Here is a 23,795-nt window from a genome sequence, read left to right as displayed (position 1 = left end):
GATTAAAAACGTTTTCAGAAGCGAATTCAGTTAATAACACAGGAGAATGTTTGATGCATCGGGTAGGGCTTCTCATTTCAGATCAGTTTCAGTCCCTCGCGTTGTCGACCTTAACCATATTTGAATTTGCGAATATCGTTTTAAACGAGCCGTTCTATCACTGCACGGTATATTCTGAATCTGGTGGTGAGATAGCATCGTCCTATGGGATAAGCGTTATCAGTAAGGCGATTTCTGAAGATACGACAGTCGAGACATGGCTGATTGGCGGCGTGCTGGTGCCGACAAAGTTGCCTGCATCATCTGGCATAATACATTTTTTTACAAAATCATGCTCAGCGTGCGCGGAGAGTCGCGGGCATTTGTACGGGGGCTTTTGTGCTTGCTCAGGCAGGCTTGTTGAAAGAGAAACGTGCAACAACACACTGGGCCTATACCCACAGTTTAAAAGTTCTTCATCCAACAGTGAGAACCGAAGACGATCTGATTTATATTGTTGATGATCATTTGTGGACTTCAGCAGGGATGACAGCTGGTTTTGACATGGTACTGGCTATGGTTGAAAAAGATCACGGAACTGAAGTTGCACGAAGTATTGCACACCGGATGGTTATGAATCAACGGCGCTCAGGAGGGCAGTGCCAGCACTCTGAATTGCTTATGCTGTCGCCTAAAAGCGACCGCTTACAAACAGCAATAGAATACGTGAGAAAAAACCTCAGTAAAACGTTATCAGTAGAGCATCTTGCGGATGCAGTGCATTTAAGTACACGTCAGCTTAACCGTCTGTTTTTGAGCGAAACGGGGAGGTCACCGGCGCGTGCAATTGAGCGACTGCGGCTGGAAGCTGCCCGATTAATGATTGAACAGACCCGTCTGCCACTGGACGTCATTGCGAGAGAGTCGGGTTTCAGAGATCGCCGGCACATGCGTAATGTGTTTGTAAAAGGTTATGGAATTCCCCCACAATCACTACGTACAGGTAAAAGCCTGGTTGCCTATTGAATTATTTCCCGGGAACAAATTTTCTTTGAGATAAGCTATCTTTGATTGCGTGTCGCAATGTGTTTAACACCGGCCTCTGGCATATAACTGCTCGTCAGACGTTACCATTCTATATAATCGATGTCTGTGCTTTGGTTGCCTGAGGATGGCTAAGTAAGATGCAAACTATAACCCGGGTAACATACAATTAGGCACCCGGGGCCAGAATCTGGCATTAAACCAGACCCTAATGAATCACGCGTCTATTACGGTCTCAGATTTCAGAAATACTGTATTTGGGTCAGTCACCGCCAGTCATATAATTTTTTCTGCCGGTTTAATACTAAGTGATTCCCGATAAAATAAATCACTAATAGTCTTTTATTCCTTTAATCCAGGGGCTGGTTTAATAACATGCGGAGTGCCATTGTGGACCGGTTAACTATTGAAGTTTCTGACACTATTACACCTGAGTTCTCCTTAGCGATTGAATCAGGGCTTAATTGTTATAATGAGGAGGCGGTGGGATATAACGACAATAAATCTCTCGCCGTTATGGTCAGAGATGAACATGGGGTGGTATTGGGCGGAATGATGGGGCGTAGCTACCTCGGAATGTTATTTATAGACCTGGTGTATCTGCCACCGGAAGTGAGAGGTAAGGGGTTGGGGAGTCAGATTCTTAAACGTGTCGAAGATGAAGGCAGGAACCGGGGATGTAAAACTGCTGTGTTGTATACCATCACTTTTCAGGCACCGGTGTTCTATGAAAAAAACGGCTGGCAGAGATTTGGTGAAATAGCCTGCCTCCCTGAGGGAACCAGCAGGGTCTTTCTGAAAAAAGACCTGTGAATTCCAGGAAGGTACCATTATGTTTAACAAATTTAAGTAAATATCCTTTTTATCAGTGGCTTAATTAATTGTGTTTTTGGAAAACCGGATTACGGGTTGTTGTGTCAAACCAATAAGTCTCCGATGATTCTCCTCTGTCTCAACAAGCTACATGCTAATCTGAATAACGAACTGTTCGTATTTAAGGATTCGTTATGACAACTTTTTACCAGTTTTCGGCCAGCCGGCTTGATGGTCAGTTGGTTTCAATGGCTGATTTTACGGGTAAACTAGTTCTGGTGGTGAATACAGCCAGTCATTGTGGTTTTACGCCGCAGTATGCAGGGCTTGAAGCGCTCTACCGGAAATATGCCAACCAGGGCCTGGTGGTATTGGGCTTTCCCTGCAATCAGTTTGGTAAACAGGAACCCGGCGGTGCTGAGGAAATCTCACAGACCTGTTATATCAATTACGGTGTAAGCTTTCCAATGTTTGAAAAAGTGGACGTTAATGGTTCTGCTGCACATCCGGTATTTCGCTATCTGAAACACGAGTTACCCGGCGTATTGGGTGGCAGGATCCTATGGAATTTCACAAAATTCCTGATTGGGCGTGACGGAAAACCGCTAAAAAGATTTGCACCGGTCTCCACACCGGAAAAAATAGAAGGCACTATCCTTACCGCACTTCAGGCTTAAGATGACAGGCGACTGCTGAGCTTTACAGATTTTCACCGCTATTTTTTCTCCGGGTAGTATTCCGGCCAGGCACGGGCACGGGCGGCTTCAGACTCAGGAGAGCCAGCAGGAGCAAGAAAATCATCACATACCGCGATGGCACGTTGTACGTCTTCAGTTTCGGCATCTTGCCGGGAAAGTAACTCTTCCCGCCATTCTTTTACCACTTCGAATCCACCATGGCTTATGTCCCATACCATCATATCCAGTAGTTCACGTAGCTCACTAGCCGGCTGGTCACGGAGGGTTTCTTCTTCCATCTGTACATAACCTTTTCAGCACTATCTTCTGACAGGCAGATTTTGGATTGAGATGAGCAGAGTATAGTGAAGCCTGAAAACTGAACAAAGATGTTACTGGCATTTTACTGAGAGCAGTAGCAACATCGCTAATTGAATGAAGACTACAAATGGTCTATATTAAGTCTCGTATAGGAAAAGTAACCCTTCGGCGGACATATCATGAAAGTAGAGACTATTAGCTACGTCAAAAAAAACGCGGCTACGCTTGATCTGTCAGAGCCCATTCTGGTCACCCAAAATGGTGTACCTGCTTATGTTATTGAATCTTATGAGCAACAGCAGGAGAGAGAAAAGGCCATCGCCTTGTTGAAACTCCTGACTCTCTCAGAGAAGGATAAATCTGAACAACGGGTGTTCTCAAAAGATCAGTTGCTGGACGGACTCACAGATTAATTGCCATGGACTCAATTCGAAGGGGCTTAGATGGAACAGCAGGTGACCTTTGAGTACACTCTTACTGCAAAATACTGCATCGAAACCATTGTAGCGTTCCTGAGACAGGCTAATGTGGCGCCGCGACCTGTGATCACCGATATTCTGACCCGCTTTGAATCTGCCGTCGGGCAGTTTCCTGCCGGCAGTCAGATTTGTCCTGAACTGTTGAAAATTGGTTGTGCGAAGTACCGCGAATTTAATCATCCGGAAGGTTACAGAGTTTTATATTCTGTCGAAGGAAACGTGGTAACGGCACATGCAGTTTTATCGCAACGTCAGGACATCCGGCAACTGCTGTTTAAGCGACTGATTATGGCCTGACCGCCTCATGGGTTGGTTTATCATTCCTCGTCATAAAATCTTTCTGTTTTTCCCTGCAGAATCTCTTTCCTGTGAATTCAAGTCTCTGGCATATTGATAATGTGACACAGAGCATAAACCTGAGTCTCACCTGCTTGCTCATGGATACTTCGCGTCCTACTATTTTTGTGAACAGTATGATGTCTGTTATTGCAGGGAGTCAGGATGCGGAATACATTCGCACGCATTTTTAACGACCATGGTGGTCAGTTATCACTGAAGATCATTGGGCTTTATCTAATCCTTATTGCGGCCAATATAGGAGCATGGGCTTGGGCGTTTATTGCCTTTCGTGATCACCCGGTCCTGTTGGGGACGGCTCTGCTGGCCTATAGCTTCGGCCTTCGTCACGCGGTCGATGCCGATCATATTGCGGCTATCGATAACGTGACACGTAAGCTGATGCAGGAAAAAAAACGGCCGGTTTCAGTAGGTTTTTTCTTCTCTCTGGGTCATTCAACCATTGTCATTCTGGCAACGATTATTATTGCGGCGACTGCAACCGCATTTAAAAGTCAGATAGAAGCCTTTCATACTGTCGGTGGTGTTATCGGTACACTGGTATCGGCACTGTTCCTGCTGATGATAGCCGCCATGAATATCGTCATACTGGCGGGGATCTGGCGGACATTCCGTAGAGTAAAAGCCGGTGGCCGGTACGTTGACGAAGACCTTGATATTTTCCTGGCTAACCGTGGACTATTGGCCAGAATATTCCGTCCTATGTTCGCTTTTATTCATCGCAGCTGGCATATGTATCCGCTTGGCTTACTGTTTGGGCTGGGTTTTGATACCGCGACAGAGGTGGGATTGTTGGGTATCTCTGCAGCCCAGGCGTCGCAGGGGATGTCGGTATGGTCAATTCTGGTGTTTCCGGCACTATTTACGGCAGGTATGTCACTGATTGATACCACTGACAGTATTCTGATGTTGGGTGCTTACGGGTGGGCATTTGTGAAACCTATCCGAAAACTCTATTACAACATGACAATCACTCTGGTTTCAGTGGTTGTTGCAGTCGTAATAGGGGGTATTGAGGCTCTTGGGTTGATTCAGGATAAACTCAATCTTTCCGGCCTTTTCTGGGACGGTATTGGGTCGCTTAACGATAACTTCGGCACTATCGGTTATCTGATTATCGGTATTTTTATCGCTGCCTGGATTATTTCTGCAGCTATCTACCGGGCCAAAGGTTATGACCGTCTGGAGGTTAACGCGGACTGATATTCATATCAGACGCGGCCAACGGGAGCCGGGCTGTGTTGCTGATGTTGGCATTATTACTGTCTTTCGTTTTCCTGGCCACGAGGTGTTGATTTACCTGAATGACTGTTTTGAGTTATTGCTGGATTGCAATGCGATTCATTTGTCATATTCATTTAATCCGCGTTTATCTTCGTTTTCTCCTGAATTTATCTGAGCTGTGGGTATCTGCTCAGGAGTTGGAATCGTCCTAAAAACCCTCTTCAGTTGCACAAGATGGCTGATTAAATGCCATCCTGAACAGATATCCCCGATTGGCTCACTGCATGCCACTTATCAGAAAACCGATATCATCATGGAGGTAGCAGAGATATGAAGATAGAAAACACCGCCGGTTTCGGGCTGATTGCGGTAGATAAATCCGCAGGCCGTATTTTATTTCTTGATCCTGAAACATTGAAAATTCGTAAGGTTATCGATGATCTTCCAAGAAAACCTCATGAGTTGTTAGTGTTACCCCAGAAAGGTAAAGCCTATGTGCCAGTATTCGGTGATGGGGTTCATGGTGATAATCCTCACCCGGAACATCATATTGCGGTAGTAGACCTGGCGAGTGAACAGGTTATCACTCTGATTGATATTTCTCCTTATCAAGGCCCACATACTGCCCGTCTGGGTTATAACGGGCTGATTTATTGTTGCTGTGAGGAAAGTGCTGTCATTGTTATTATCGATCCGCAAACCGATACCGTCACCGGCACCATTAATTCAGAATCATATAACGTACACCGGCTGGCAGTTATACCCGGAAAAAATAGATTAATCACCGAAAGTGAAGAAGAAGGGACGTTATCGCAGATAGTCTTTGATGAAAACGGAGGCCGGATAATAAAAAAAATGAGTGTCCCTGGTAGCCTGAATGGTATTGATGTGTCTCCCATAAGGCCGTGGGTCATAGCGACCAATGGCAGCGCTCCTGAAATTTTCGTCATTGACCGGGAACAGTTGGAACTACAGGATACTATTCCGCTAAAACGGCATAACAAGCCAGCTCAGATAGTCCGTTTCAGAAGTGATGGTGAGATTGTCGCCGTGATTGGCGATTTTGATCCGGTGGTCAGCTTCTTTGATGCAGATATGCATTATCTGTTTAGCGCCGAACTGCAGGAAAAACCGCTGGATGGAACATTTACTCCGGACGGCCGCTACTTCCTGGTGGCGAATGAAGACAGTGGAACGGTTTCTGTGATCAGTCTTGAAGATGGGAAGGCAACAGAGCATGTTGCGGTCCCGGAAGGTTGTGAGGTTCTGGCTTACTATCCCCTGAAGCCATTTGCCAGTCAGCAATAAGTCGAAAGGCTTCACTTATTGCTGACAAGTATAGTGAGCCGGTTAAATACCAGCTGAAATATCCGAAGCTAAAGCAGTGTCCGAAACGATGTATGGGCCGGCTATCATCGTTTCGGAACAGTTTAGCCAGGTTGCCTGGTTATGTTTTGGGAACCTCCGGAGTTAACCGAGCCAATAAATGGCAGCCGAAGTTTAAAGGGTGAGAATTGTATTCCCATATCAATACCCAGCAGGTTAATTTCAACACCTTCCACCGGGCCGGCAGTAAACCCAATTAAACCCAGCAAAGAAAGCTGGACACCCTGTCCTGAGGGGGGCAGGCCAATGGGCCTTGCGAGGGCACGGTAATCTTTCCCGATAGCATTGGCTGGCATATTCAGATGCAGAGCGGGGACATTACGACCTATATGTGCCATAAAGGTATTGCTGTTTGGCCCGGGCCAGGCACGGTAAGTTTCTTTCCACGGATAGGAAGCAATAGCAGCCTCTATCTGAGGGATTAGGGCAGCCGCTTCCGGACCCCGATAATCGACCAGAAGATTGGGTTTAGCGCCAAACCAATAGTCGTCGGGGCCGTGGCTGTTTTTGCGGATCCTGTCGCCGCTTCCCCAGCCGGTCACTTCATATCGGGTATATTGTGTATCGCCGGCACGTTTAAAGATAATCCACGGATGAACTGCCGCTTTGCCGCGCCAGCCATAGGTTGCAGCATCATAGACCTGAACAATCGCGGTATTGACCATTTTGTGGGGGTTCGGGGCAAGCCCCGATGAATCACGTCGGGCTGTCCACCAGCCCTGGCCGGCAGAGACTCCCGGATGGGTATCACGCATCATACTTGCCACCAGTGAGAGCAGTACCACACAAAGAAATACCAGACCTAATATTTTCAGCAATTGAATAACTCCCGGCAGGAGGGCGGTAAAAACTAACTATAGTGCAGAATGACTAAAATTTTGTCGGGACAGCGAAAGGGGAGAGTAATAATCCAGCTGAAATGTAAGGAGTTGTAATCATCCCCGTTTAATGGCAACAGGGTAAAAAAACGCGGACCGAAGCCCGCGTTCAGATGACGTTTACCAGAAGGAAGTCGCCGGTCAGTCGGTATGTCCTGGCTGACCAGAGTAGAGTTCCGTCAAACTTTACTATTAAGCCAGTTCTTTACGGATGATTTCAGCACCAGCGCTTAAAGCATGCAGTTTACCGGTAGCGACTTCACGTGAAAGTGGAGCCATACCACAGTTAGTGGAAGGATAGAGTTTATCAGCATCAACAAACTGCAGCGCTTTACGCAAGGTATTAGCCACTTCTTCCGGAGTTTCTATAGTGTTGGTCGCGACATCAATGGCACCCACCATTACTTTTTTACCGCGAATCAGCTCAATCAGATCCATTGGAACGTGTGAATTCTGGCATTCCAGTGACACGATATCGATGTTCGATTTCTGCAGTTTAGGGAAGGCTTCTTCATACTGACGCCATTCGTTACCCAGTGTTTTCTTCCAGTCGGTGTTCGCTTTTATACCATAGCCATAGCAGATATGGACCGCAGTCTCACACTTCAGGCCCTCGATAGCGCGCTCCAGAGCTGCAACACCCCAGTCGTTAACTTCGTCAAAGAATACGTTAAATGCCGGCTCATCAAACTGGATAATATCTACACCCGCAGCTTCCAGTTCTTTCGCTTCCTGGTTCAGGATTTTAGCGAATTCCCAGGCCAGTTTTTCACGACTTTTGTAATGATTGTCATACAGCGTATCAATCATAGTCATCGGGCCTGGCAGAGCCCATTTAATTGGCTGTTTTGTCAGCGAGCGCAGATATTTAGCGTCATCCACAAATACAGGTTTAATACGCTCAACGGCGCTCACGACTGTCGGTACGCTGGCATCATAGCGATTACGGATTTTAACGATTTCGCGTTTCTCGAAATCAACACCACTCAGATGTTCGATAAAGGTGGTAACGAAATGCTGACGGGTCTGCTCGCCGTCACTGACAATATCGATGCCTGCACGCAGCTGATCATCCAGGGACAGACGCAGGGCATCTTTTTTTCCGTTAACTAACTCTTCGTCCTGCAGTTTCCATGGAGACCAAAGTTTCTCAGGCTGTGCCAGCCAGGAAGGTTTTGGCAGACTTCCGGCAGTTGATGTAGGTAACAAAATTTTCATAGCAGGTGACCTTGTATTTTTTTATGACTCAAAGACCGTAAGTTTCAGACCATTGTTCAAGAACTGTCTTGTATGGTTTGATAAAATATTCTTCAGTATATTTACCCTGTTCAATCGCTAACCGGCTGCGTTCTTCGCGATCATAAACAATTTTTGTTAATGAGTAGTCCTGATAGTTCAGGCTCGGCTGGTACTGTAAACCAGCAACGGAGTTAGCGTTGTAGATTTCAGGGCGATAAATTTTCTGGAATGTTTCCATGGTACTGATGGTAGCAATCAGTTCGAGGTCGGTGTAATCACTCAGTAAATCGCCAAAGAAATAAAAGGCTAACGGTGCAACACTGTGTTTCGGCATAAAATAACGGACCTGCAAGCCCATTTTGCTGAAGTAGTTATCTGTCAGCGAACGCTCATCCTGACGATATTCAATACCCAGCACCGGATGTTCATTACCTGTACGGTGGTAAATGTTTTTGCTGGAAACACTCAGGCAGATTACCGGTGATTTTTTAAAGTTACTTTTATAAGCTTCTGAGTTTACGAAGCTTTTGAAAATATTGCCGTGCAGCTCGCCAAATTTTTCCGGGATGGTGAAATCAGGTTGATCCTTATTGTGATCCAGCAGCCATACACTGAAATCGTAATCCCGTACATATGAAGAGAAGTTATTGCCGGTAATGCCATCGGTACGCTGGCCGGTTTTTTTATCGATAATATTAGTTTTCAGAATCTCGATAGCCGGAAAACTTTCACTCTCTGCGTCAATTTTCATTTCAACCGAAATGATATCAATTTCGATCGCATAACGGTCGGCGGTAGGGTTGTCCCAGGTCGCCAGTGAGTTGAAACGATTATTCATCATCACTATGGTATTGCGTAGGTTCTGCTGACGGTTTTCACCGCGGGCCAGGTTCGCAAAATTGGTGGTGATACGCGTATTTTCAGAAGGGTTATAGTTCTCGTCGAAGCTGCTGCTCTTAATCGAGTAGGTAAAATCTTTATTCATTATGAGCCTGAATCCTGGTCCTGAGATGAAAACTGAGTTTAGTAGCTGATTATCCAGAAATTTCGGTGATCGAAATACACAGTTTTCATATTATCGAAAGTGAATAATCATACGTATTTTATGCCTGACTCGCGGAGTGAGTGAAAGTGATTTAATTTCACACGCAGATGAATTTTTTTCATGTTGCAATTGGCAGGAGAGTGGTGGTCAGATAACAGTTAGCCCAATGAAACTAACGGTTATTTTCAGCTGTTGCTGAGAACTGGCCCACAAAAGCAGTGTCTCCGGTTACTGGTTAAACCTGAGAAGCAATTATTGAACCCATCAAAATGAAGTGTTTTCAATGCTACGCGAGGTTTGCTTAACCGTCCAGAAAATCTCCAACGAATAATCAACGTTAATCATTCTCAAACGTGGCTGGCTGCAGAGATGTGACTGCCGGTTTTCTGAATGGCACTAAGGAGGAGCAAGCCAGAAGCTGTCAGACTGACAGCCCGTGAGTTGCGAACTCCTCCTGCCGGAAAAATTTTCAGGGTTCTAACCCGGCGGGGAGTCCTGTAAATTTAAAAATTAGTACAACCGGCGGAGTGATGCATTGTCAAAACCCTCCAACTGATCATACTGTTTCAGCCGTATTTTCTGTAGCCACAATGGATCCTGTAATAAAGGACGCCCAACCATGACTAAGTCAAACTCGTCGTTTTCCAGCCTTTCCAGTAGCTCATCCAGGGAGGCAGGTGCAAACCGTTTACCCTGTAAAGACGAAAATACGTCACCACTCAGACCCACTGCACCGACCGCGATACTGGGAACACCCGTCAGTTTTTTTACCCAACCGGCCATGTTCAGGTTTCGGTCCACTTCCGGAAATGCGGCATCCCAGTAATGACGTTGTGAGCAGTCAAATATATCCACTCCGGCATTAACTAACGCTTCAAGCCAGGATTGCAATACTGCCGGAGTTTCGGCTATCCGTGAGTCAAAGGCTTGCGCTTTCCATTGTGAGAAACGAAATAATATGGGGAAATCAGGGCCTGTCCGCTTACGGATTGCCCTGATAACTTCAATCGCAAATCTTGAGCGCTCCAGCAGCGATTTTCCTCCCCACTGATCTTTTCGTAAATTGAGGTGTTCGAAGAAAAACTGATTAATCAGATAACTGTGCCCGCCGTGTAATTCAATGCCATCAAAACCCAATTTTGCAGCATCCTGAGCCGCACTGGCGAAAGCATCAATGGTATCGGCAATGTCTTTATCACTCATCGGCAGGCTGACTTGCTCGCCACTAACAGACAACCCTGAAGGTCCCTGGTAAGCGGAGGCGCTTTGCCAGTCCCGATGGAATATCGATTGTTTAGTTCCTACATGCCAAAGCTGTGGCATGATTTTCCCGCCAGCACTATGCACATCATCAACAATTTTTTTCCACCCTGCTAAGGCATCTCCGTAAAAGACCGGGACATCGGGTTCATTGACAGATAATGGACGATTAATGCCGGTTGCCTCCGTGATAATAAGCCCGACACCTGCGGCAGCACGTCGGGTATAATAGGCGGCCATTTCCGGGGTTGGAATACCTTGCGGAGCAAAGGATCGGGTCATGGGAGCCATGACGACACGATTGGGTAACAGCAGTTTTTTGAGTGAGTAAGGTTTAAATAACAGACTTTCAGTATTCATAATTTTCTCCGGAAGAGATAAAAGCAATTTTGTTGCTTTTATATTCCCTTTTGCGGGTAAAAGCAATTTTTTTGCTTTTGTGTTCCGGGCCCATAGTAAAGGTATCAATGATGACCAATGAAAAAGTGAACAGAAGCTCTGTCACTCGCCCCGGAGGGCGTGCTGCACGTATTCAGGCGGCTGTTTACGCGGCGGTAGAGTATTTACAGCAACACAAAGGCAGTACCGGATTGAGTGTGCATAACATCGCTGAGCAGGCAGGTGTTAATCCGACAACCATATACCGCCGCTGGGGCTCCCTGAATCAGTTGCTATCTGATGTCTCTTTGCAAAAGTTGTTACCGGATTCAGAACCCGAAGATACCGGAAGCCTGCACCAGGATTTTAGTCGATGGCTGGAAGAATATGTTGATGAGTTGGCAACTGAGACCGGGCGAAAACTATTAAGTGACATTGTTGCTGCACCAGATGATGAATACCGTGTTCGTTGTCAGAACCGGCATTTCTCGCAAATCGATGCAATTCGCCACCGTGCAATACAGCGCGGAGAAACACCTCCGCAAACTATGCAGGTTATGGATGAGCTGATAGCCCCGTTGGTTTACCGGATTATGTTTTCTGATACCTTGCCTGATTTCTCTCTGGCTTCAGCTTTACTGGACAAATTACTGAAAAGTGAACGGTGAATAAATCTGAAGGCTGAAGGTCTCCATTGGCTGATGTTGCACGGGGAATTTGTTTTTTGCTGAAGGTGATTAACTTAATCAAATGACTGTCAGTTAAGGCGATGAACTGTTTGATAGTACTCTGAACGTGAAATGATCAGTGAGTGTAAGCGGAGGTTTTCGCGCCAGACACCGAACAGGGCGGTGGTACGACACAAAATCACCACCCGAAAAGTTTAATGGGAAGAAATATATTCTGAAGCGGTCAGCGGCGCCGGCATCGAAAAGGTCTTTTTCATCCGCTCAACCTCTTTCACCGGGCTGAGCCCAAACATACGTTTAAATTCCCTGCTGAATTGTGACACGCTTTCGTAGCCTACACTGGCACTGGCTGCCGATGCCGTAAGGTGGTTTCTTAGCATCAGCAGTCTCGCCTGATGAAGTCTGGTAGATTTCAGATATTGTATCGGCGAAGTATTGGTCACGGTTTTGAAATGTGAGTGGAAGGCGGGAATGCTCATCCCTGCTTCCTGGGCCAGGCGATTAACGTCCAGGCTGGAGTCATATTCTGTGTGCATCTTCCGTAATGCCCTGGCAACTTTACCAAACTGTCCCTGCATGGTCAGGGTGCTGCGCATAATGGCACCCTGCGGGCCGGTCAGTACCCGATAGTAAATTTCCCGGACCATGGCGGGTCCCAACATAACGGCATCGGCAGGTGATGACATAATCTGTAGGAAACGTAATACCGAGGAGCGTAACGCTGGCTCCATAGGGGTAGACATCATACTGCGGGGCGAGGGCGGTGTGAGTAGTGGGTTTTTCTCATCCAGTTCGAGGATGACTTTGGCTGCCAGGTTAAAGTCCAGCCTGAGATATATAGCCAGTAACGGTTCATTTGCTGTGGCATTAGTTTCCATAGTAAAAGGTACCGGCACTGAAACCATCAGATAGTGACGGGCATCATACACATAACTGTCATTACCCAGGAATCCTCGTTTCTCGCCCTGAACAACAATCACTATACCCGGTTCATACAACACGGGGACCTGTGTCATAAGGTGACTGACTCTTAAAAAACGAATGTCCGGCAATACAGTGAGATTGTAGCCTTCATCCGGAGTGAGCCGGCCTAATAATGACACCATCTGTCTGACGGTCTGTTCTTCCATTCGCTTATCCTCAGTAAACCTGTCCTAGTGTGGCACCAGGGAGGAGTTACGTCCATCGGTCTGATAGGAACAGGCAAACATTAGAGAGAAACAGAGATATCGACATTCTCTTATCAGGCGTAGCCTGTAGTGACTAATCACATAGAGGGTAATTTATGAGTACGTCAAAATTATTTTTTATTACCGGTGTCAGTAGTGGCTTTGGCCGGGCACTCACAGAAGAAGCTATTAGCGCCGGACATCGGGTGATTGGAACTTTGCGGGATGAAGCACTAAAAACAGAGCTCGAGCAACAGTATCCGGGCCAATTTTATGGCCGGGTACTGGATGTTACTAACTTTTCTGCGCTTCCGGCAATTGCTGAAGAAGTTGAACAACAGATTGGTGCTGTCGATGTGCTGGTGAATAATGCCGGTTATGGTCATGAAGGGATTATGGAAGAGTCTCCGATGGAAGATATTTTCCGCCAGTTTAACGTCAACGTGTTTGGTGCTGTAGCGGTGATTAAAGCTTTCCTGCCTTATTTCAGGCAGCGCCGTGCCGGGCATATCCTGAATATCACCTCGATGGGCGGATTTATTACTATGCCCGGTATCAGTTATTACTGTGGTAGTAAATTTGCTTTGCAGGGTATTTCTGAAACATTATCGGCAGAGCTGAAGCCATTTAACATTGCCGTGACTGCAGTGCAACCGGGTTCGTTCCGGACTGACTGGGCCGGACGTTCGATGGTTCGTTCACCCCGTTCAATCAGTGATTATGACCAGAGTTTTGGACCAATCCGTGAGACCCGGGAAAAGCGTAGTGGTCATCAGCCAGGGGACCCGCGTAAGGCTGCTCGTGCTATGTTAACGCTGGTCAGTCTGCCGGAGCCTCCGGAGTTCTTACTATTGGGCAGCGACGCCGTCAAACTGGTCAGAGACAAAATCAGCCGGATGCAGTCAAGCATGGACGATATGGAATCACTTAGCCAGTCCACTGATGGTTAGTTAGCTTACCCTGGCGGCGGCTCGCTAAGGCTGGCCGCCGGGGCACTTAACCCCATGAGTAAGACATCGACAAACTGGCCTTTACGCAGCGCAGAGGCTTTTCGCAATCCTTCAGTTTCAAAACCAAACTTTTTATACAGTGCAACTGCTGGCTCATTGTCAGGAAATACTTCCAGTTCAATTTTTCGTGCGGCCAGCCAGTCAAATGAATAGCTGAGACAAAACTCCATCAGTGCGGAACCAATACCCCTGCGGGAAAGAGCGGGATCTATAAAAAGACCCAACGTTGTTTTATGTCTAAGCCGTGGATGTTGTGGATTTTCTATGGTCAAAATGCCTGCAACCTGACCCTCCACTACCGCAGTAAAATGCCAGCAACCATCTATACCGTTACCTGCCAGATGTTTTTGCCAGTGCTCAAGCGAAGGATAGGGCATACCGAGGGTATTTTCCTGAATATGCGGTAGCGAAGATATTCTCTGGAAAGCTTCAGCGTCACTGTTTTCTGCACTGCGTATCACAATTGTCATGTTGTCCTGTATCATCTGATCTGAGCTGGCTAATAGTAATAGCTCGTTTTGGGGAACAATGCATGTTTTAACCTGTGGCTGTGTTCGCAGAAAACGTCTGATCAAACAGAAGCACTTCGATATTGAGGGGACTTATACCCTGAAAGAGAAGTGCAACCGCAAACTGAGATGTACCACGACTGATCTTATTGCTTCGGAGATTCGGCCATCACATCGTCACGCAGCCAGTCATGAAATAATTTAGCGGCTGGACGCAAAGTAGTCTCATGGCAGGTCACCAGGTAATAAGACCACGTCAGTGGCCAACGGTGCTGAGGATATAAGTGGATTAACTGTCCGGTTTCAGTCAACTGATTCACCAGAGCACGGCGCACAATAGCGACTCCACGACCACTTAAGGCCGACAGAATAACGGCTGCAGTAGAGTTGATATGCAGCCCGCTTTCATCTGTGCGAGAAGTTCCTACCGTTTTAAGGACTCCTTCCCATGACGGAAATGAGGCGCCGGGGTGAGGACTGTCATCAAAGATCAGTTTTTGTGTTCCCAGCCAGTCCTTGCCGGGCTGTTGGCCTGTCGGTAATAGTCGTGGGCTACACACCAGTATCGCTTCTTCATCCATTAACCAGGTTTTATCCAGACCTGGCCACTCTCCTTTTCCGCAACGAATACCGATATCAGCCTCACCATGAGTCAGATCCATCAGTCTCTCAGTCACATTCAGGCGCAAATCGATATTTTCGTGGGTTTCGGAAAAGCGATTAAGTTTATCCATCAACCAGTTCATTACCAACACCTGAGAAGCCGTTACCACCACAACCGGGCGGGCGCGCTGGCCGCGTAATTTATTCAGTCCGCTTTCCAGGTTATCCAGCCCCAGAGCTATGTCTTTTAAGGCTTCTTCCACGTCAGCCATCAGTGTGAGCCGTTCTTTTCCGGATTTGCTACGATGCAACAATGGATGACCGACCCAGTCTTCAAGGGCACGCACCAACTGGCCCACCGCCGCAGGCGTTACCCCCAGTTCTCGTGCAGCGCCAGTGAAACTTCCGTGTCGTGCGGTGGCTTCAAAGGCATGCAGCCACTTCAGCCGGTTAAGCGATCGCATGATGACTCCTTTGCTGAATTTCAGCCACAGTATAAACAATCGGGAAAGATTTTCTTTGTCGCTCAGCGAAATCTTATCCTTAAGAATCCAGATAGTAGCTAATGTTCTGTCAAAGGCTGCTGTCTTATTTGAATAATCCAGGCAGAAAGAAGTAAGGTGCCGGTGATTCTTCATGAAGAATGGTTAGCCGCTTATGGTTCGGGGGAAGGTGAATCTCCCGGCGCACTTTTGTAGCACATCACTTCTCTGCAAAGCCGGTGGTTTAATGCCATGCAGCCCGGATAATCAGAACCAGTGATATAACAGCCATGACAGCCCCAATCCGGCGATAAGATTTATCATTTTTTTTAACGGAAAGATGCCAGAATGCCAGACTCACACATAACAAAGGGATGGCAATTTTTAATGCGACAGGCATGGATAATCCTTACAGGATGCTGTTTCGTTTTTTTTCAGGGCATCTGCAGAGCGCGGTAATCATGTTAAGGACTGTTGCCTGAAAAGAACGATTAAATTTATTGCTAATTATACAAATAAATAGCCAGTCGAACATCCCGTTAACAGTCTCATTATACGAAGTGGGGCGTTCTGGTTATCTGCTGGTTGCTGAATCTGCCGGAACGCTTCCCCTCTTTATTGTTTTTCCCTTCACTTTTCCTCTCCAGGATGCGGGACATTGGTGTGTTATTTCCGCTCCGGGGACTGATAATACTACCCGCGGTAACGGTGGAACCGCCGGCGAAATTATCGGCACAACATCGGCATGGTGAAGACTAACGTCAGAGCTCAGATTACCTCTCTGAGGTTGACTTTTTATCAATGATGAATGCCAAAATATCGTTATATTCTGCTCTTTTTCTTTAATACCATTACCTGATGTTAATGTGGAGTGGGTGGTGAATCACCGGTGACGGAGATGCCAGCCTGAATTGCCTGTTCCGTTTACTGCTATCCAGGTGATTGCACAAAACCCAACATCGTTATCGGAGGTCATTAATTATGGAATCAGCAGGAAAGCAGATAGGTGAATTCAGGATAATCGCTCTCAGTGATGGATTCCTCTCCATCAGTCCGGAGCTGCTCTCTGGTATCACGCCGGAACGGGTGGCTGATTTACAGTTCAGGGCGGGAATTGCCGACCCTTCATCCGTGCACATTAACAGTTATCTGGTGCGAGGTCGTGGGCGTACGGTACTAATAGATGCCGGAGCTGGTGGTTTTAAACAATGGGGAGGGAAGATGAAAGCCAGTCTGGCGGCTGTCGGTGTGTCACCTTCTGACATTGACTGTATCCTTCTGACTCATGCGCATCCTGACCACATCGGCGGTCTGACTGATGAAGCAGGACAAGTGTTGTTTCCACAGGCAGAGTTGGTAGTTCATCAGCAGGAGATTGACTTCTGGCTGGATGATTCCTGCCTGAGTCGTGCAGCCGAACGTGCACGTGGTAATTTCCTGTTTGCCCGTAATATTTTTGAGTTATACCGACCAAATATACGTACGTTTAACAACGGTGAAGTATTACCCGGTATTACAGCATTACATCTGCCAGGGCATACGGCGGGCCATTGTGGCTATTCACTGAATTCTGGTGATCAGGGATTGCTGATTTGGGGCGATATTGTTCACTTTCCTGAAATTCAGATTATCCACCCCGAAGTCAGTATTGCATTTGATCAAAATCCACTGTTGGCTGCTGACACCCGGTTACGGTTACTGGAACAGGTGAGTGCGGATCAGTTGCTGGTAGCAGGTATGCATTTCGCCGATGCGGGATTTGGGGTGATCCTAAAACAGGGTAAAAATTATCAGCTAAGCTACGATAGTTGAGTAATATCAGCGATCACGCAACTTCTGGCAGCTAAAATCGTTCATCATCACTGAGGCATGAGTGAGAGCTGTTTTCCCATAAATCAGGTGCTTTTGTCAGGCAATTGTCCTAAGGTGTAGCGCTGAATTTAGCTGACAGCACCGGTTGTACTGAACATATGTAGTGCCTCTTTGGGCTGTTTAGGGAATTTTCTGCGATGAAGATAATTTGCCAGTTTGGTGATGATACTGAATTAGCCCGCCTTTGGGTGGATTACCTGCAACAGGCGTTGCCCGGCGCAACGGTCAGTGTCTGGAAACGAGGGTTGCCGGCGGCAGATTTTGCAATTGTCTGGCAGCCTTCAGCGGAACTTTTTGAACAACAACCCGAACTGAAAGCGGTATTTAATGCCGGCGCCGGGGTTGATGCTTTTCGTCATATTAAACTCTCCGGCAATATTCCTGTTTACCGTCTGGAAGATGCCGGTATGGCTGACCAGATGAGTGATTATGTCTGCCAGGCGGTATTACATCATTTCCGTGAGATGGACAGCTATGCCTGTCAGGCAGCAACTCAGGTCTGGAAAAGTCGGGCACCACGCAGTAAAGATGATTTTCCGGTGGGAATCCTGGGGTTTGGCATTATGGGCAAGGCAGTTGCGCATAGCCTGTGCAATCTGGGATTTCGGGTCAATGCGTGGGCCAGAATCGGGCAGACACAACAAGGTGTTACCTGTTATGCCGGAGATGGACAGCTTGAGGATTTTCTGGCAGCCAGTCGAATGGTGGTTTGTTTATTGCCGTTAACCCCGGCCACCCGGGGGATTTTGTGTGCCAAAAATTTTGGTCACATGCCGCATGGTTCTTACATTATCAATGTTGGCAGAGGAGGGCATCTGCAGGAAGATGATCTGCTTGCCGCACTGGATACCGGAAAGATTGTGGGGGCAACGCTGGATGTTTTTCAGCAGGAGCCATTGCCGGCTGACCATCCGTTCTGGCAGCATCCGAAAGTCGTGGTGACTCCACACATCGCCGCAGCGACTCTGATTGAGCATTCAGTCGGGCAAATTGCAGATAAAATTACGGCGTTACAGGCAGGACTGCCGGTATCAGGACAGTTAGATCCGGTTCGGGGCTATTAAGCGATTTCCGCAAGTATTAACCAGCCACTGCTGAGACAGTCCCGCATTGCACAATGACATTGATGAGGGACTGTGCGGTTGTCGCTTTAATTATTGCCTCAACTCAGCCCGGTCCCTCACTCGCCGCCGCCAGCAGGGGTACTACCACATCGCTGACCGGGGTAGGGATTCTGTGTTGTTTGCCACGACGCTGAATAACCCCGTTACGGCAGTCCCATTCCAGGGGATGACCGGCCTGGCGATCGGCAAGAATCGATGTCCCGAGATCGGTCGGTGCCAGACGAAATCTATTGATAATATCCTGTGACACAGAGTCAGGGAGAGTGGCACCTTCTGCCCGGGCAACCTTCAGCCCTTCTTCTATATAGCGTTCAGCCAGAGCAATAATATCGTCGCGTCTGAACATTCCGGCCCGGCGCAGACTTAATACCATCAACCCGGCAACGGCATTTTGCAGCAGTTTTCGCCATGCTACAGTGACAAAATCAGCGGAAAGATCGACGGTACAACGGGTATCCTGCAATAAAGCTTGTACCTGACGGGCCTGAGGCGTGTCCGGAAGAGTCAGCCGTGCATTATCCCGTAACCAGACCAGCGTATCGGATTCCCGTTGGGCCGGAAACCAGACGACGGAAGGCAATACTGTCGCCTGCCCGGTAAGGGGGGAGAATTGCTCTTTTTGTTCAACTCCATTTTGCAGTACACAGACAACAGTCTCTGGTCCGCACATTTTTTTAAGCCAGGGAGCGATAGCTTCTGTTTGCGTCTGCTTGACGGCGACAAAGATAATATCAAACGGACCTTCGGCTTCCGATGGATCCGTCTTTACCGGACCAGGCACAATGATACTTCCATCATCATGGCTTAATTCAAGCTGAGGGTGGGCGGTTCGACCAAATATCTGCAACTGGTGACCTTTTTCAAACAATGCAGCAGCAATCGTGGTACCTATTGCACCAGGCCCGATGAGGGCGGTTTTTTGTTGCCGGGAAACCATTTTTAAGCTCCTGAATTTATGGAACGGGTGAAAGAATCAGACACCGCTAAACCAGTTATAGCCTTGATCTTCCCAGTATCCTCCGGGAAAATTATCGGTAACGAAGATAGCCGCAATATGTTTGGCATTTTTAAAACCAAGCTTAGTGGGCATCCTGAGTCGAAGCGGGTAGCCAAAATCCGGAGGCAGTGCATGACCATCAAAATCGAGAGCCAGAATCGTTTGTGGATGCAGGGCTGTGGCCATGTCGATACTGGTGTAATAGCGGTCGTCACATTTAAATCCGACATATTTGCAGGTCAAATCAGCACCAACATGTTCTAAAAACGTTTTCAACGGAATACCAGCCCATTGTCCGATACAACTCCATCCTTCGATACAGATTAACCGGGTTATCTGACTGCTTTGCGGGAGACGTCGCAGTTGTTCCAGAGTCCAGGGTGAGGTATGCCGGACTTTCCCTGAGACTTCCAGCCTGTAGTTAGGAATATCAATCTCCGGAACATTGTATTCTGGGTAATAAGCATTGAAACGAAAAGGTTTGGTCAACTGATCAGGACGATAGGTTTGAGCCATCTTTTGACCACTGAATAACCAGCTCTGTACTCTGTCATTCCAGCGCGACATTGCCCACAAGACTTTATCAACGTCATCGCCGTCCTGCATGTTACAGCTAGTCAACATAGAAACAGCCCCAAGCGTCAGTCCGGATTTAATCATCAGACGACGTTCAAGATTGACCAACAAACGCCGTTGATCTGGTTCAGCGATTAATTTTGCGGGTTTTTTCTTATCAGTCATGAGGCTGCCCCGGAGCATTTTCTGGAGATTCCTGCCCGCCGGTAATCATTGCAGGCAGGGTTTTGGGCACCAGTATCACCATCAGTACATGGATGCATACAAATACCACAATCATACTCATGGCAAAAAAGTGGACATAGCGGGCGGCCGCAAATCCACCCATCAAAGCTACCAGCGAACTGAACTGCACAGGTTTCCAGATGGAGAGCCCGGAGAGTACTAATAAGATGCCCGCCAGTAATACCAGCAGATACAACAGTTTTTGTACCGAATTATAGCCGCGGGAGTGATGAGGCAGGCGAAAGCGCAGCGCCAGAGAAATATCCCGCCCGACAGCGACAGCAGTTAACGGAAAAAAACGCTGTCTGAAGTGGCCACTCAGCAACCCCCAACTCAGATAAATTAATCCGTTGGCGGCCAGTAACCACATGACAGCCAGATGCCAGGCAATATTTCCACCCAGCCAGCCGCCCAGTGTAGCCTGTTGTGGAAAACTAAAGCCGAATAAAGGATCAGCGTTATAGATACCCCAGCCACTCATTACCATACCTATCATCACCGGGACATTCAGCCAGTGGCATAACCGGACCGGCCAGGGGTGGACAGTGGATTTACGCATCAAAACTCCCTTGCCGAAAATGCTCCGGACCACCGTTGCTATGGAGGGTAGATGGATGACAGTCCGAAGCGATTAGATTACATCGGCGGCGTGACGCCATCTTTACCTGCAGAGATACGGTTGGCAACCAGGGCTCCTGAGGCGTCTTTTGCCGGGAATAGAATAATATGTGCACCAGGTTTCAGCAGACTACGATCACCCGGAGCCAGCAGCACGACAGGCACATCATCCGGGACAACCACGGTTTTCTGGCCATTATGGTATTTCACCGTCAGCGTCCGGCCATTAGCGTTGACCAGTTTGCCAACGGTACCGTTAGTCATCGTATTGACTTTTCCGTCCGGAGATTCAAACGAGTTAAAACCCTCACCACTACCACGCAGACTTGGCGCGAATACATGCACTTCCAGTGCCTTCAGAGTGCCGTTAGCCTGGGGAACTGCTGCAGTACCGATAAAGCTGTCAGGTTTAATATCGGACATTTTACCGGTGGTCACTTCGGTGACTTTCGTGTCCGGAGTCAGTTTGACATCCAGTTTTTCCCCCTGACGGGTTGTCAGGTTAAGAGCAGTGGCCGTCACGGAATTAATGGTTCCACGCGTAGGCTTAATGATATGCCCGGCATCGGCTGCCAATGCACCACTGCTTAATAACAATGTAGACAGCAGCAGGCCAGCAAGACGTGAAGATTTCATCATAATACTCTCCGTATTTCTGAACGAATGAACTGCGGTCAGGGACGTTATATTCCTTTCCCTGAATAATTAACTATATCTGTTAATAGTAGTCAGATTGAACGATAAAGAGGGGAAAATCGAGAGTTTACCTGGCAGAATATTGTCATTAAAGATTTCATAAATTGCATAAAATACTTATATAACTTCAGGTTATCCGAATGGTTGTTGGCTGAAAGAACAGGAACAGCCAGCACTGAATAAAGCCGGCCTTTAGCCACAGAATCACCACCAGGAATGGCGGGACTGTGGCCGGAAGTAAGCAACCTTATTAGCGTGGCTGATAAGCTCAGCGGTTATTTGTGCAGAGAGAGTCCTTTAATCACTTTATCGATCACTTTTTTGGGCCCTCGCATGGCCAGACCTACCAGGTCTATATTTTCCACGGGCTCTGCCTGGAATATCTTTCTGTTAGCATCGTCATTGCCGGTTGAAAACATCGGATAAATATAGGGCATCATGAGCAGACCCCTTTCAAATCCCCGGGCCTGGACTTTTCTCAACCCTTCTGTATCTGCTGAGAAGATCAGTATCGGTTGACCAGCAAGTTTACCGTACTGACGCCCGCTGGCATCCCTGTAAGGTTGCCCCATAATCTCCGGAAACTCTGTGGCAATGCCAGTCGCAAGAAATGCCGTCACGTTGAGCTTTTGCCAGACAGCTAAATCTTCACGAATTACAAAAACAATTTTGGTATCGAACATGGGTCTCTGCACTCCAAAAATTTCTGAAGCGTCATCTTATGAAATTGTCCGACACCCGGTCTGGAAGATTTGTGCACTTTTCCGATATTGTGCGGGGCTGATACGATAAGCACGCTGAAACCAGCGGCCCATATGGCTTTGATCCGCAAAACCGACCGCTGAAGCAACAACGGCGGGCTCGACCCCGTTAGCCAGCATACTGCGGGCGGTTCTCAAACGCAGCCGTACCCGCCAGGCATGCGGAGACTGGCCAAACACTTTTTTAAACTGTCGGCTTAAGCGAAACCGGTCAATGCCAGTTTGCTCAGACAATTCTTCCAGACTGATGTCCAGCGGCATGTTGTCCTGCAGAAAATCCCTGACTTCGTAGATTTTCTTCAAAGAATCATCGGCATGCCCGACAGACGATATCGGGCTTAAGTGACGGGAAAGTAAAAAGAGTAGCTCATCGAGTGTTTGATCGCGTGCGAGCCGCCCTTCCTGTTGATGAATTGCGAAAAAAGCCTGGCGGATAGCAGGAATCAACAATGGGTCATCCGTTAAGGTGTGGCTGAACGCCATTCCCAGATCGGAGATGTCCCCTGGTCCTCTGCGTTGCATATTCGCGCTGACCCAGGCTTGAGGTAAGTAGAGCATCAGATAAGTAAACCCATCTCTTTCGATGGCATGTCCGTCATGAACCGCTCCTGGCTCAATTAAAATCGCCCGGCCCGGGTGACTGGTATGCAGTGTCCGGCGACAGTGAAAACGCTGCAGGCCTTGTTGGGTCACTCCGACTAACACTTCATCGTGGTCATGAGCGTCGTAGGCATGGCCGCAAAAGTGGGCATGAATACTTTCTATGCCTGTCTGGTGATCCCGGCGAATATTCACCCAGTCATTTGTCACGTTATTTTCATTCATTTGTATAACAGCGCTCTGCGGAAGAATCTTGTTACCATGCTGTCTACAGGTGGTGTTATGAACAGAAGGAAACTGTCGTTTAAACCTACGGCGAAAGCCTGTCAGGTGCAACTGTTAAGGTGCACAACATACCGGCCACTGAACTTACCAGCATATCATTTTAGTTTAGCGAAACACCTCGCTGTGTGCTGTCGAAACCATGCAAGTGGTAACGATGATCCACGAGCTATTATACAACTCTTCACTACAACATTTGTTGATTACCGCCACGAATTAGATCCTGAAAGCTCCCGGCACCACAACCGTGCCGTAGGAGAGTGCATCACGAATAGTTAATGCCAGGTTGTCAGTTGACAACGCGATATGCGTTCATTACTATGGAGGAAGATTTATGGCCAGGGCGAAGCATCCACACAAACAGATTGAACAAGCACTTCAGTATGCTGAAAGTCATGGATGGAAAATAGTGGTGGGAGGCAGTCATGCCTGGGGAAAAATGTATTGCCCTGAAAATAATGCGCGATGTCGTTGCGGGGAATTCTGTATTACCTGTGTGTGG

The 23,795-nt window shown here is 47.6% G+C and carries 25 protein-coding genes and 1 pseudogene; 11 read left to right on the top strand and 15 right to left on the bottom strand.

The window, feature by feature from the left end:
- The first annotated feature begins 53 nt into the window (after positions 1 to 53).
- The 3 genes and pseudogenes from HA49_RS08800 (at position 54) to HA49_RS08790 (ending at position 2,513) form a co-directional block, all read left to right on the top strand.
- Positions 54 to 1,005 (top strand): annotated as a pseudogene (locus tag HA49_RS08800) (GlxA family transcriptional regulator).
- A 408-nt stretch (positions 1,006 to 1,413) separates the two neighbouring features.
- On the top strand, positions 1,414 to 1,836 hold the full coding sequence (locus tag HA49_RS08795; RefSeq protein WP_046791781.1) for a GNAT family N-acetyltransferase: 423 nt from the start codon (positions 1,414 to 1,416) through the stop codon (positions 1,834 to 1,836).
- Positions 1,837 to 2,030: 194 nt separating this feature from the next.
- Positions 2,031 to 2,513, top strand: a complete 483-nt coding sequence (locus HA49_RS08790; protein ID WP_038022143.1) for a glutathione peroxidase — start codon at positions 2,031 to 2,033, stop codon at positions 2,511 to 2,513.
- A 38-nt stretch (positions 2,514 to 2,551) separates the two neighbouring features.
- Here HA49_RS08790 and HA49_RS08785 read toward each other — a convergent pair whose 3' ends face one another.
- On the bottom strand, positions 2,552 to 2,812 hold the full coding sequence (locus HA49_RS08785) for a hypothetical protein (protein ID WP_038022142.1): 261 nt from the start codon (positions 2,810 to 2,812) through the stop codon (positions 2,552 to 2,554).
- Between the two features lie 201 nt (positions 2,813 to 3,013).
- Between HA49_RS08785 and HA49_RS08780 the strand changes: the two genes are divergently transcribed.
- From HA49_RS08780 to HA49_RS08760, 4 genes are all read left to right on the top strand, one after another.
- Positions 3,014 to 3,247, top strand: coding sequence for a type II toxin-antitoxin system Phd/YefM family antitoxin (locus HA49_RS08780; protein ID WP_038022139.1), 234 nt, complete (start codon positions 3,014 to 3,016; stop codon positions 3,245 to 3,247).
- Between the two features lie 30 nt (positions 3,248 to 3,277).
- Positions 3,278 to 3,610, top strand: a complete 333-nt coding sequence (locus tag HA49_RS08775; RefSeq protein ID WP_038022138.1) for a type II toxin-antitoxin system RelE/ParE family toxin — start codon at positions 3,278 to 3,280, stop codon at positions 3,608 to 3,610.
- Positions 3,611 to 3,814: 204 nt separating this feature from the next.
- Entirely contained in the window at positions 3,815 to 4,873 is a 1,059-nt protein-coding gene (locus tag HA49_RS08770) for a HoxN/HupN/NixA family nickel/cobalt transporter (protein ID WP_038022137.1), read from the top strand.
- A gap of 351 nt (positions 4,874 to 5,224) precedes the next feature.
- The gene (locus tag HA49_RS08760) at positions 5,225 to 6,202 is read left to right on the top strand and encodes a YncE family protein (RefSeq protein WP_038022134.1); all 978 of its coding nucleotides are present in this window, start codon (positions 5,225 to 5,227) and stop codon (positions 6,200 to 6,202) included.
- Positions 6,203 to 6,324: 122 nt separating this feature from the next.
- Here HA49_RS08760 and HA49_RS08755 read toward each other — a convergent pair whose 3' ends face one another.
- From HA49_RS08755 to HA49_RS08740, 4 genes are all read right to left on the bottom strand, one after another.
- Positions 6,325 to 7,104, bottom strand: coding sequence for a DUF3750 domain-containing protein (locus HA49_RS08755; RefSeq protein ID WP_038022132.1), 780 nt, complete (start codon positions 7,102 to 7,104; stop codon positions 6,325 to 6,327).
- A 246-nt stretch (positions 7,105 to 7,350) separates the two neighbouring features.
- Complete coding sequence (locus HA49_RS08750; protein WP_038022130.1) at positions 7,351 to 8,376, bottom strand: methionine synthase; 1,026 nt, start codon at positions 8,374 to 8,376, stop codon at positions 7,351 to 7,353.
- 28 nt (positions 8,377 to 8,404) lie between these two features.
- Positions 8,405 to 9,382 carry a DUF1852 domain-containing protein gene (locus tag HA49_RS08745; protein ID WP_038022129.1) on the bottom strand — a complete coding sequence of 326 codons (978 nt, stop codon included), beginning with the start codon at positions 9,380 to 9,382 and terminating at the stop codon, positions 8,405 to 8,407.
- Between the two features lie 570 nt (positions 9,383 to 9,952).
- Entirely contained in the window at positions 9,953 to 11,062 is a 1,110-nt protein-coding gene (locus HA49_RS08740; protein ID WP_038022128.1) for an oxidoreductase, read from the bottom strand.
- 107 nt (positions 11,063 to 11,169) lie between these two features.
- Between HA49_RS08740 and HA49_RS08735 the strand changes: the two genes are divergently transcribed.
- A complete protein-coding gene (locus HA49_RS08735) occupies positions 11,170 to 11,748 on the top strand; it encodes a TetR/AcrR family transcriptional regulator (RefSeq protein ID WP_052752460.1) in 579 nt (192 codons plus the stop codon).
- A gap of 215 nt (positions 11,749 to 11,963) precedes the next feature.
- On the opposite strand, the gene HA49_RS08730 is transcribed toward HA49_RS08735, so the two are convergent.
- On the bottom strand, positions 11,964 to 12,899 hold the full coding sequence (locus tag HA49_RS08730) for an AraC family transcriptional regulator (protein WP_038022126.1): 936 nt from the start codon (positions 12,897 to 12,899) through the stop codon (positions 11,964 to 11,966).
- Between the two features lie 155 nt (positions 12,900 to 13,054).
- Between HA49_RS08730 and HA49_RS08725 the strand changes: the two genes are divergently transcribed.
- Positions 13,055 to 13,888, top strand: coding sequence for an oxidoreductase (locus tag HA49_RS08725; protein ID WP_038022124.1), 834 nt, complete (start codon positions 13,055 to 13,057; stop codon positions 13,886 to 13,888).
- 5 nt (positions 13,889 to 13,893) lie between these two features.
- Here HA49_RS08725 and HA49_RS08720 read toward each other — a convergent pair whose 3' ends face one another.
- The 3 genes from HA49_RS08720 to HA49_RS21435 all read right to left on the bottom strand — a co-directional run bounded on the left by HA49_RS08720 (position 13,894) and on the right by HA49_RS21435 (position 15,942).
- Positions 13,894 to 14,418, bottom strand: coding sequence for a GNAT family N-acetyltransferase (locus HA49_RS08720; protein ID WP_046791726.1), 525 nt, complete (start codon positions 14,416 to 14,418; stop codon positions 13,894 to 13,896).
- Positions 14,419 to 14,603: 185 nt separating this feature from the next.
- Positions 14,604 to 15,524, bottom strand: a complete 921-nt coding sequence (locus HA49_RS08715) for a LysR substrate-binding domain-containing protein (RefSeq protein ID WP_038022743.1) — start codon at positions 15,522 to 15,524, stop codon at positions 14,604 to 14,606.
- A gap of 262 nt (positions 15,525 to 15,786) precedes the next feature.
- Positions 15,787 to 15,942, bottom strand: coding sequence for a hypothetical protein (locus HA49_RS21435; RefSeq protein WP_156994579.1), 156 nt, complete (start codon positions 15,940 to 15,942; stop codon positions 15,787 to 15,789).
- 581 nt (positions 15,943 to 16,523) lie between these two features.
- Here HA49_RS21435 and HA49_RS08710 point away from each other — a divergent pair.
- Both HA49_RS08710 and HA49_RS08705 read left to right on the top strand, forming a co-directional pair.
- Entirely contained in the window at positions 16,524 to 17,354 is an 831-nt protein-coding gene (locus HA49_RS08710; protein ID WP_038022122.1) for an MBL fold metallo-hydrolase, read from the top strand.
- Positions 17,355 to 17,551: 197 nt separating this feature from the next.
- Positions 17,552 to 18,478 (top strand): 2-hydroxyacid dehydrogenase, encoded by a 927-nt coding sequence (locus HA49_RS08705; RefSeq protein WP_038022120.1) that lies wholly within the window; start codon positions 17,552 to 17,554, stop codon positions 18,476 to 18,478.
- 103 nt (positions 18,479 to 18,581) lie between these two features.
- Here HA49_RS08705 and HA49_RS08700 read toward each other — a convergent pair whose 3' ends face one another.
- From HA49_RS08700 to HA49_RS08675, 6 genes are all read right to left on the bottom strand, one after another.
- Entirely contained in the window at positions 18,582 to 19,475 is an 894-nt protein-coding gene (locus tag HA49_RS08700) for an oxidoreductase (RefSeq protein WP_038022118.1), read from the bottom strand.
- Positions 19,476 to 19,511: 36 nt separating this feature from the next.
- Positions 19,512 to 20,276 (bottom strand): molybdopterin-dependent oxidoreductase, encoded by a 765-nt coding sequence (locus HA49_RS08695; RefSeq protein WP_038022117.1) that lies wholly within the window; start codon positions 20,274 to 20,276, stop codon positions 19,512 to 19,514.
- Positions 20,269 to 20,895, bottom strand: coding sequence for a cytochrome b/b6 domain-containing protein (locus HA49_RS08690; protein WP_038022115.1), 627 nt, complete (start codon positions 20,893 to 20,895; stop codon positions 20,269 to 20,271). The genes HA49_RS08695 and HA49_RS08690 overlap by 8 nt, the downstream gene beginning before the upstream one ends.
- A gap of 77 nt (positions 20,896 to 20,972) precedes the next feature.
- Positions 20,973 to 21,593, bottom strand: a complete 621-nt coding sequence (locus HA49_RS08685; protein ID WP_038022114.1) for a hypothetical protein — start codon at positions 21,591 to 21,593, stop codon at positions 20,973 to 20,975.
- A 332-nt stretch (positions 21,594 to 21,925) separates the two neighbouring features.
- Positions 21,926 to 22,333: a DUF2000 family protein gene (locus HA49_RS08680; RefSeq protein ID WP_038022112.1), complete on the bottom strand. Its 408-nt coding sequence runs from the start codon at positions 22,331 to 22,333 to the stop codon at positions 21,926 to 21,928.
- 36 nt (positions 22,334 to 22,369) lie between these two features.
- Positions 22,370 to 23,221 carry a helix-turn-helix domain-containing protein gene (locus HA49_RS08675; RefSeq protein WP_425427715.1) on the bottom strand — a complete coding sequence of 284 codons (852 nt, stop codon included), beginning with the start codon at positions 23,219 to 23,221 and terminating at the stop codon, positions 22,370 to 22,372.
- Between the last annotated feature and the right edge of the window lie 574 nt (positions 23,222 to 23,795).

It is taken from the genome of Tatumella morbirosei (assembly GCF_000757425.2).
Taxonomy (GTDB): domain Bacteria; phylum Pseudomonadota; class Gammaproteobacteria; order Enterobacterales; family Enterobacteriaceae; genus Tatumella; species Tatumella morbirosei.
The sequence above is the reverse complement of the archived record's forward strand: the minus strand, read 5'-3'. Positions and strand labels throughout refer to the sequence as shown.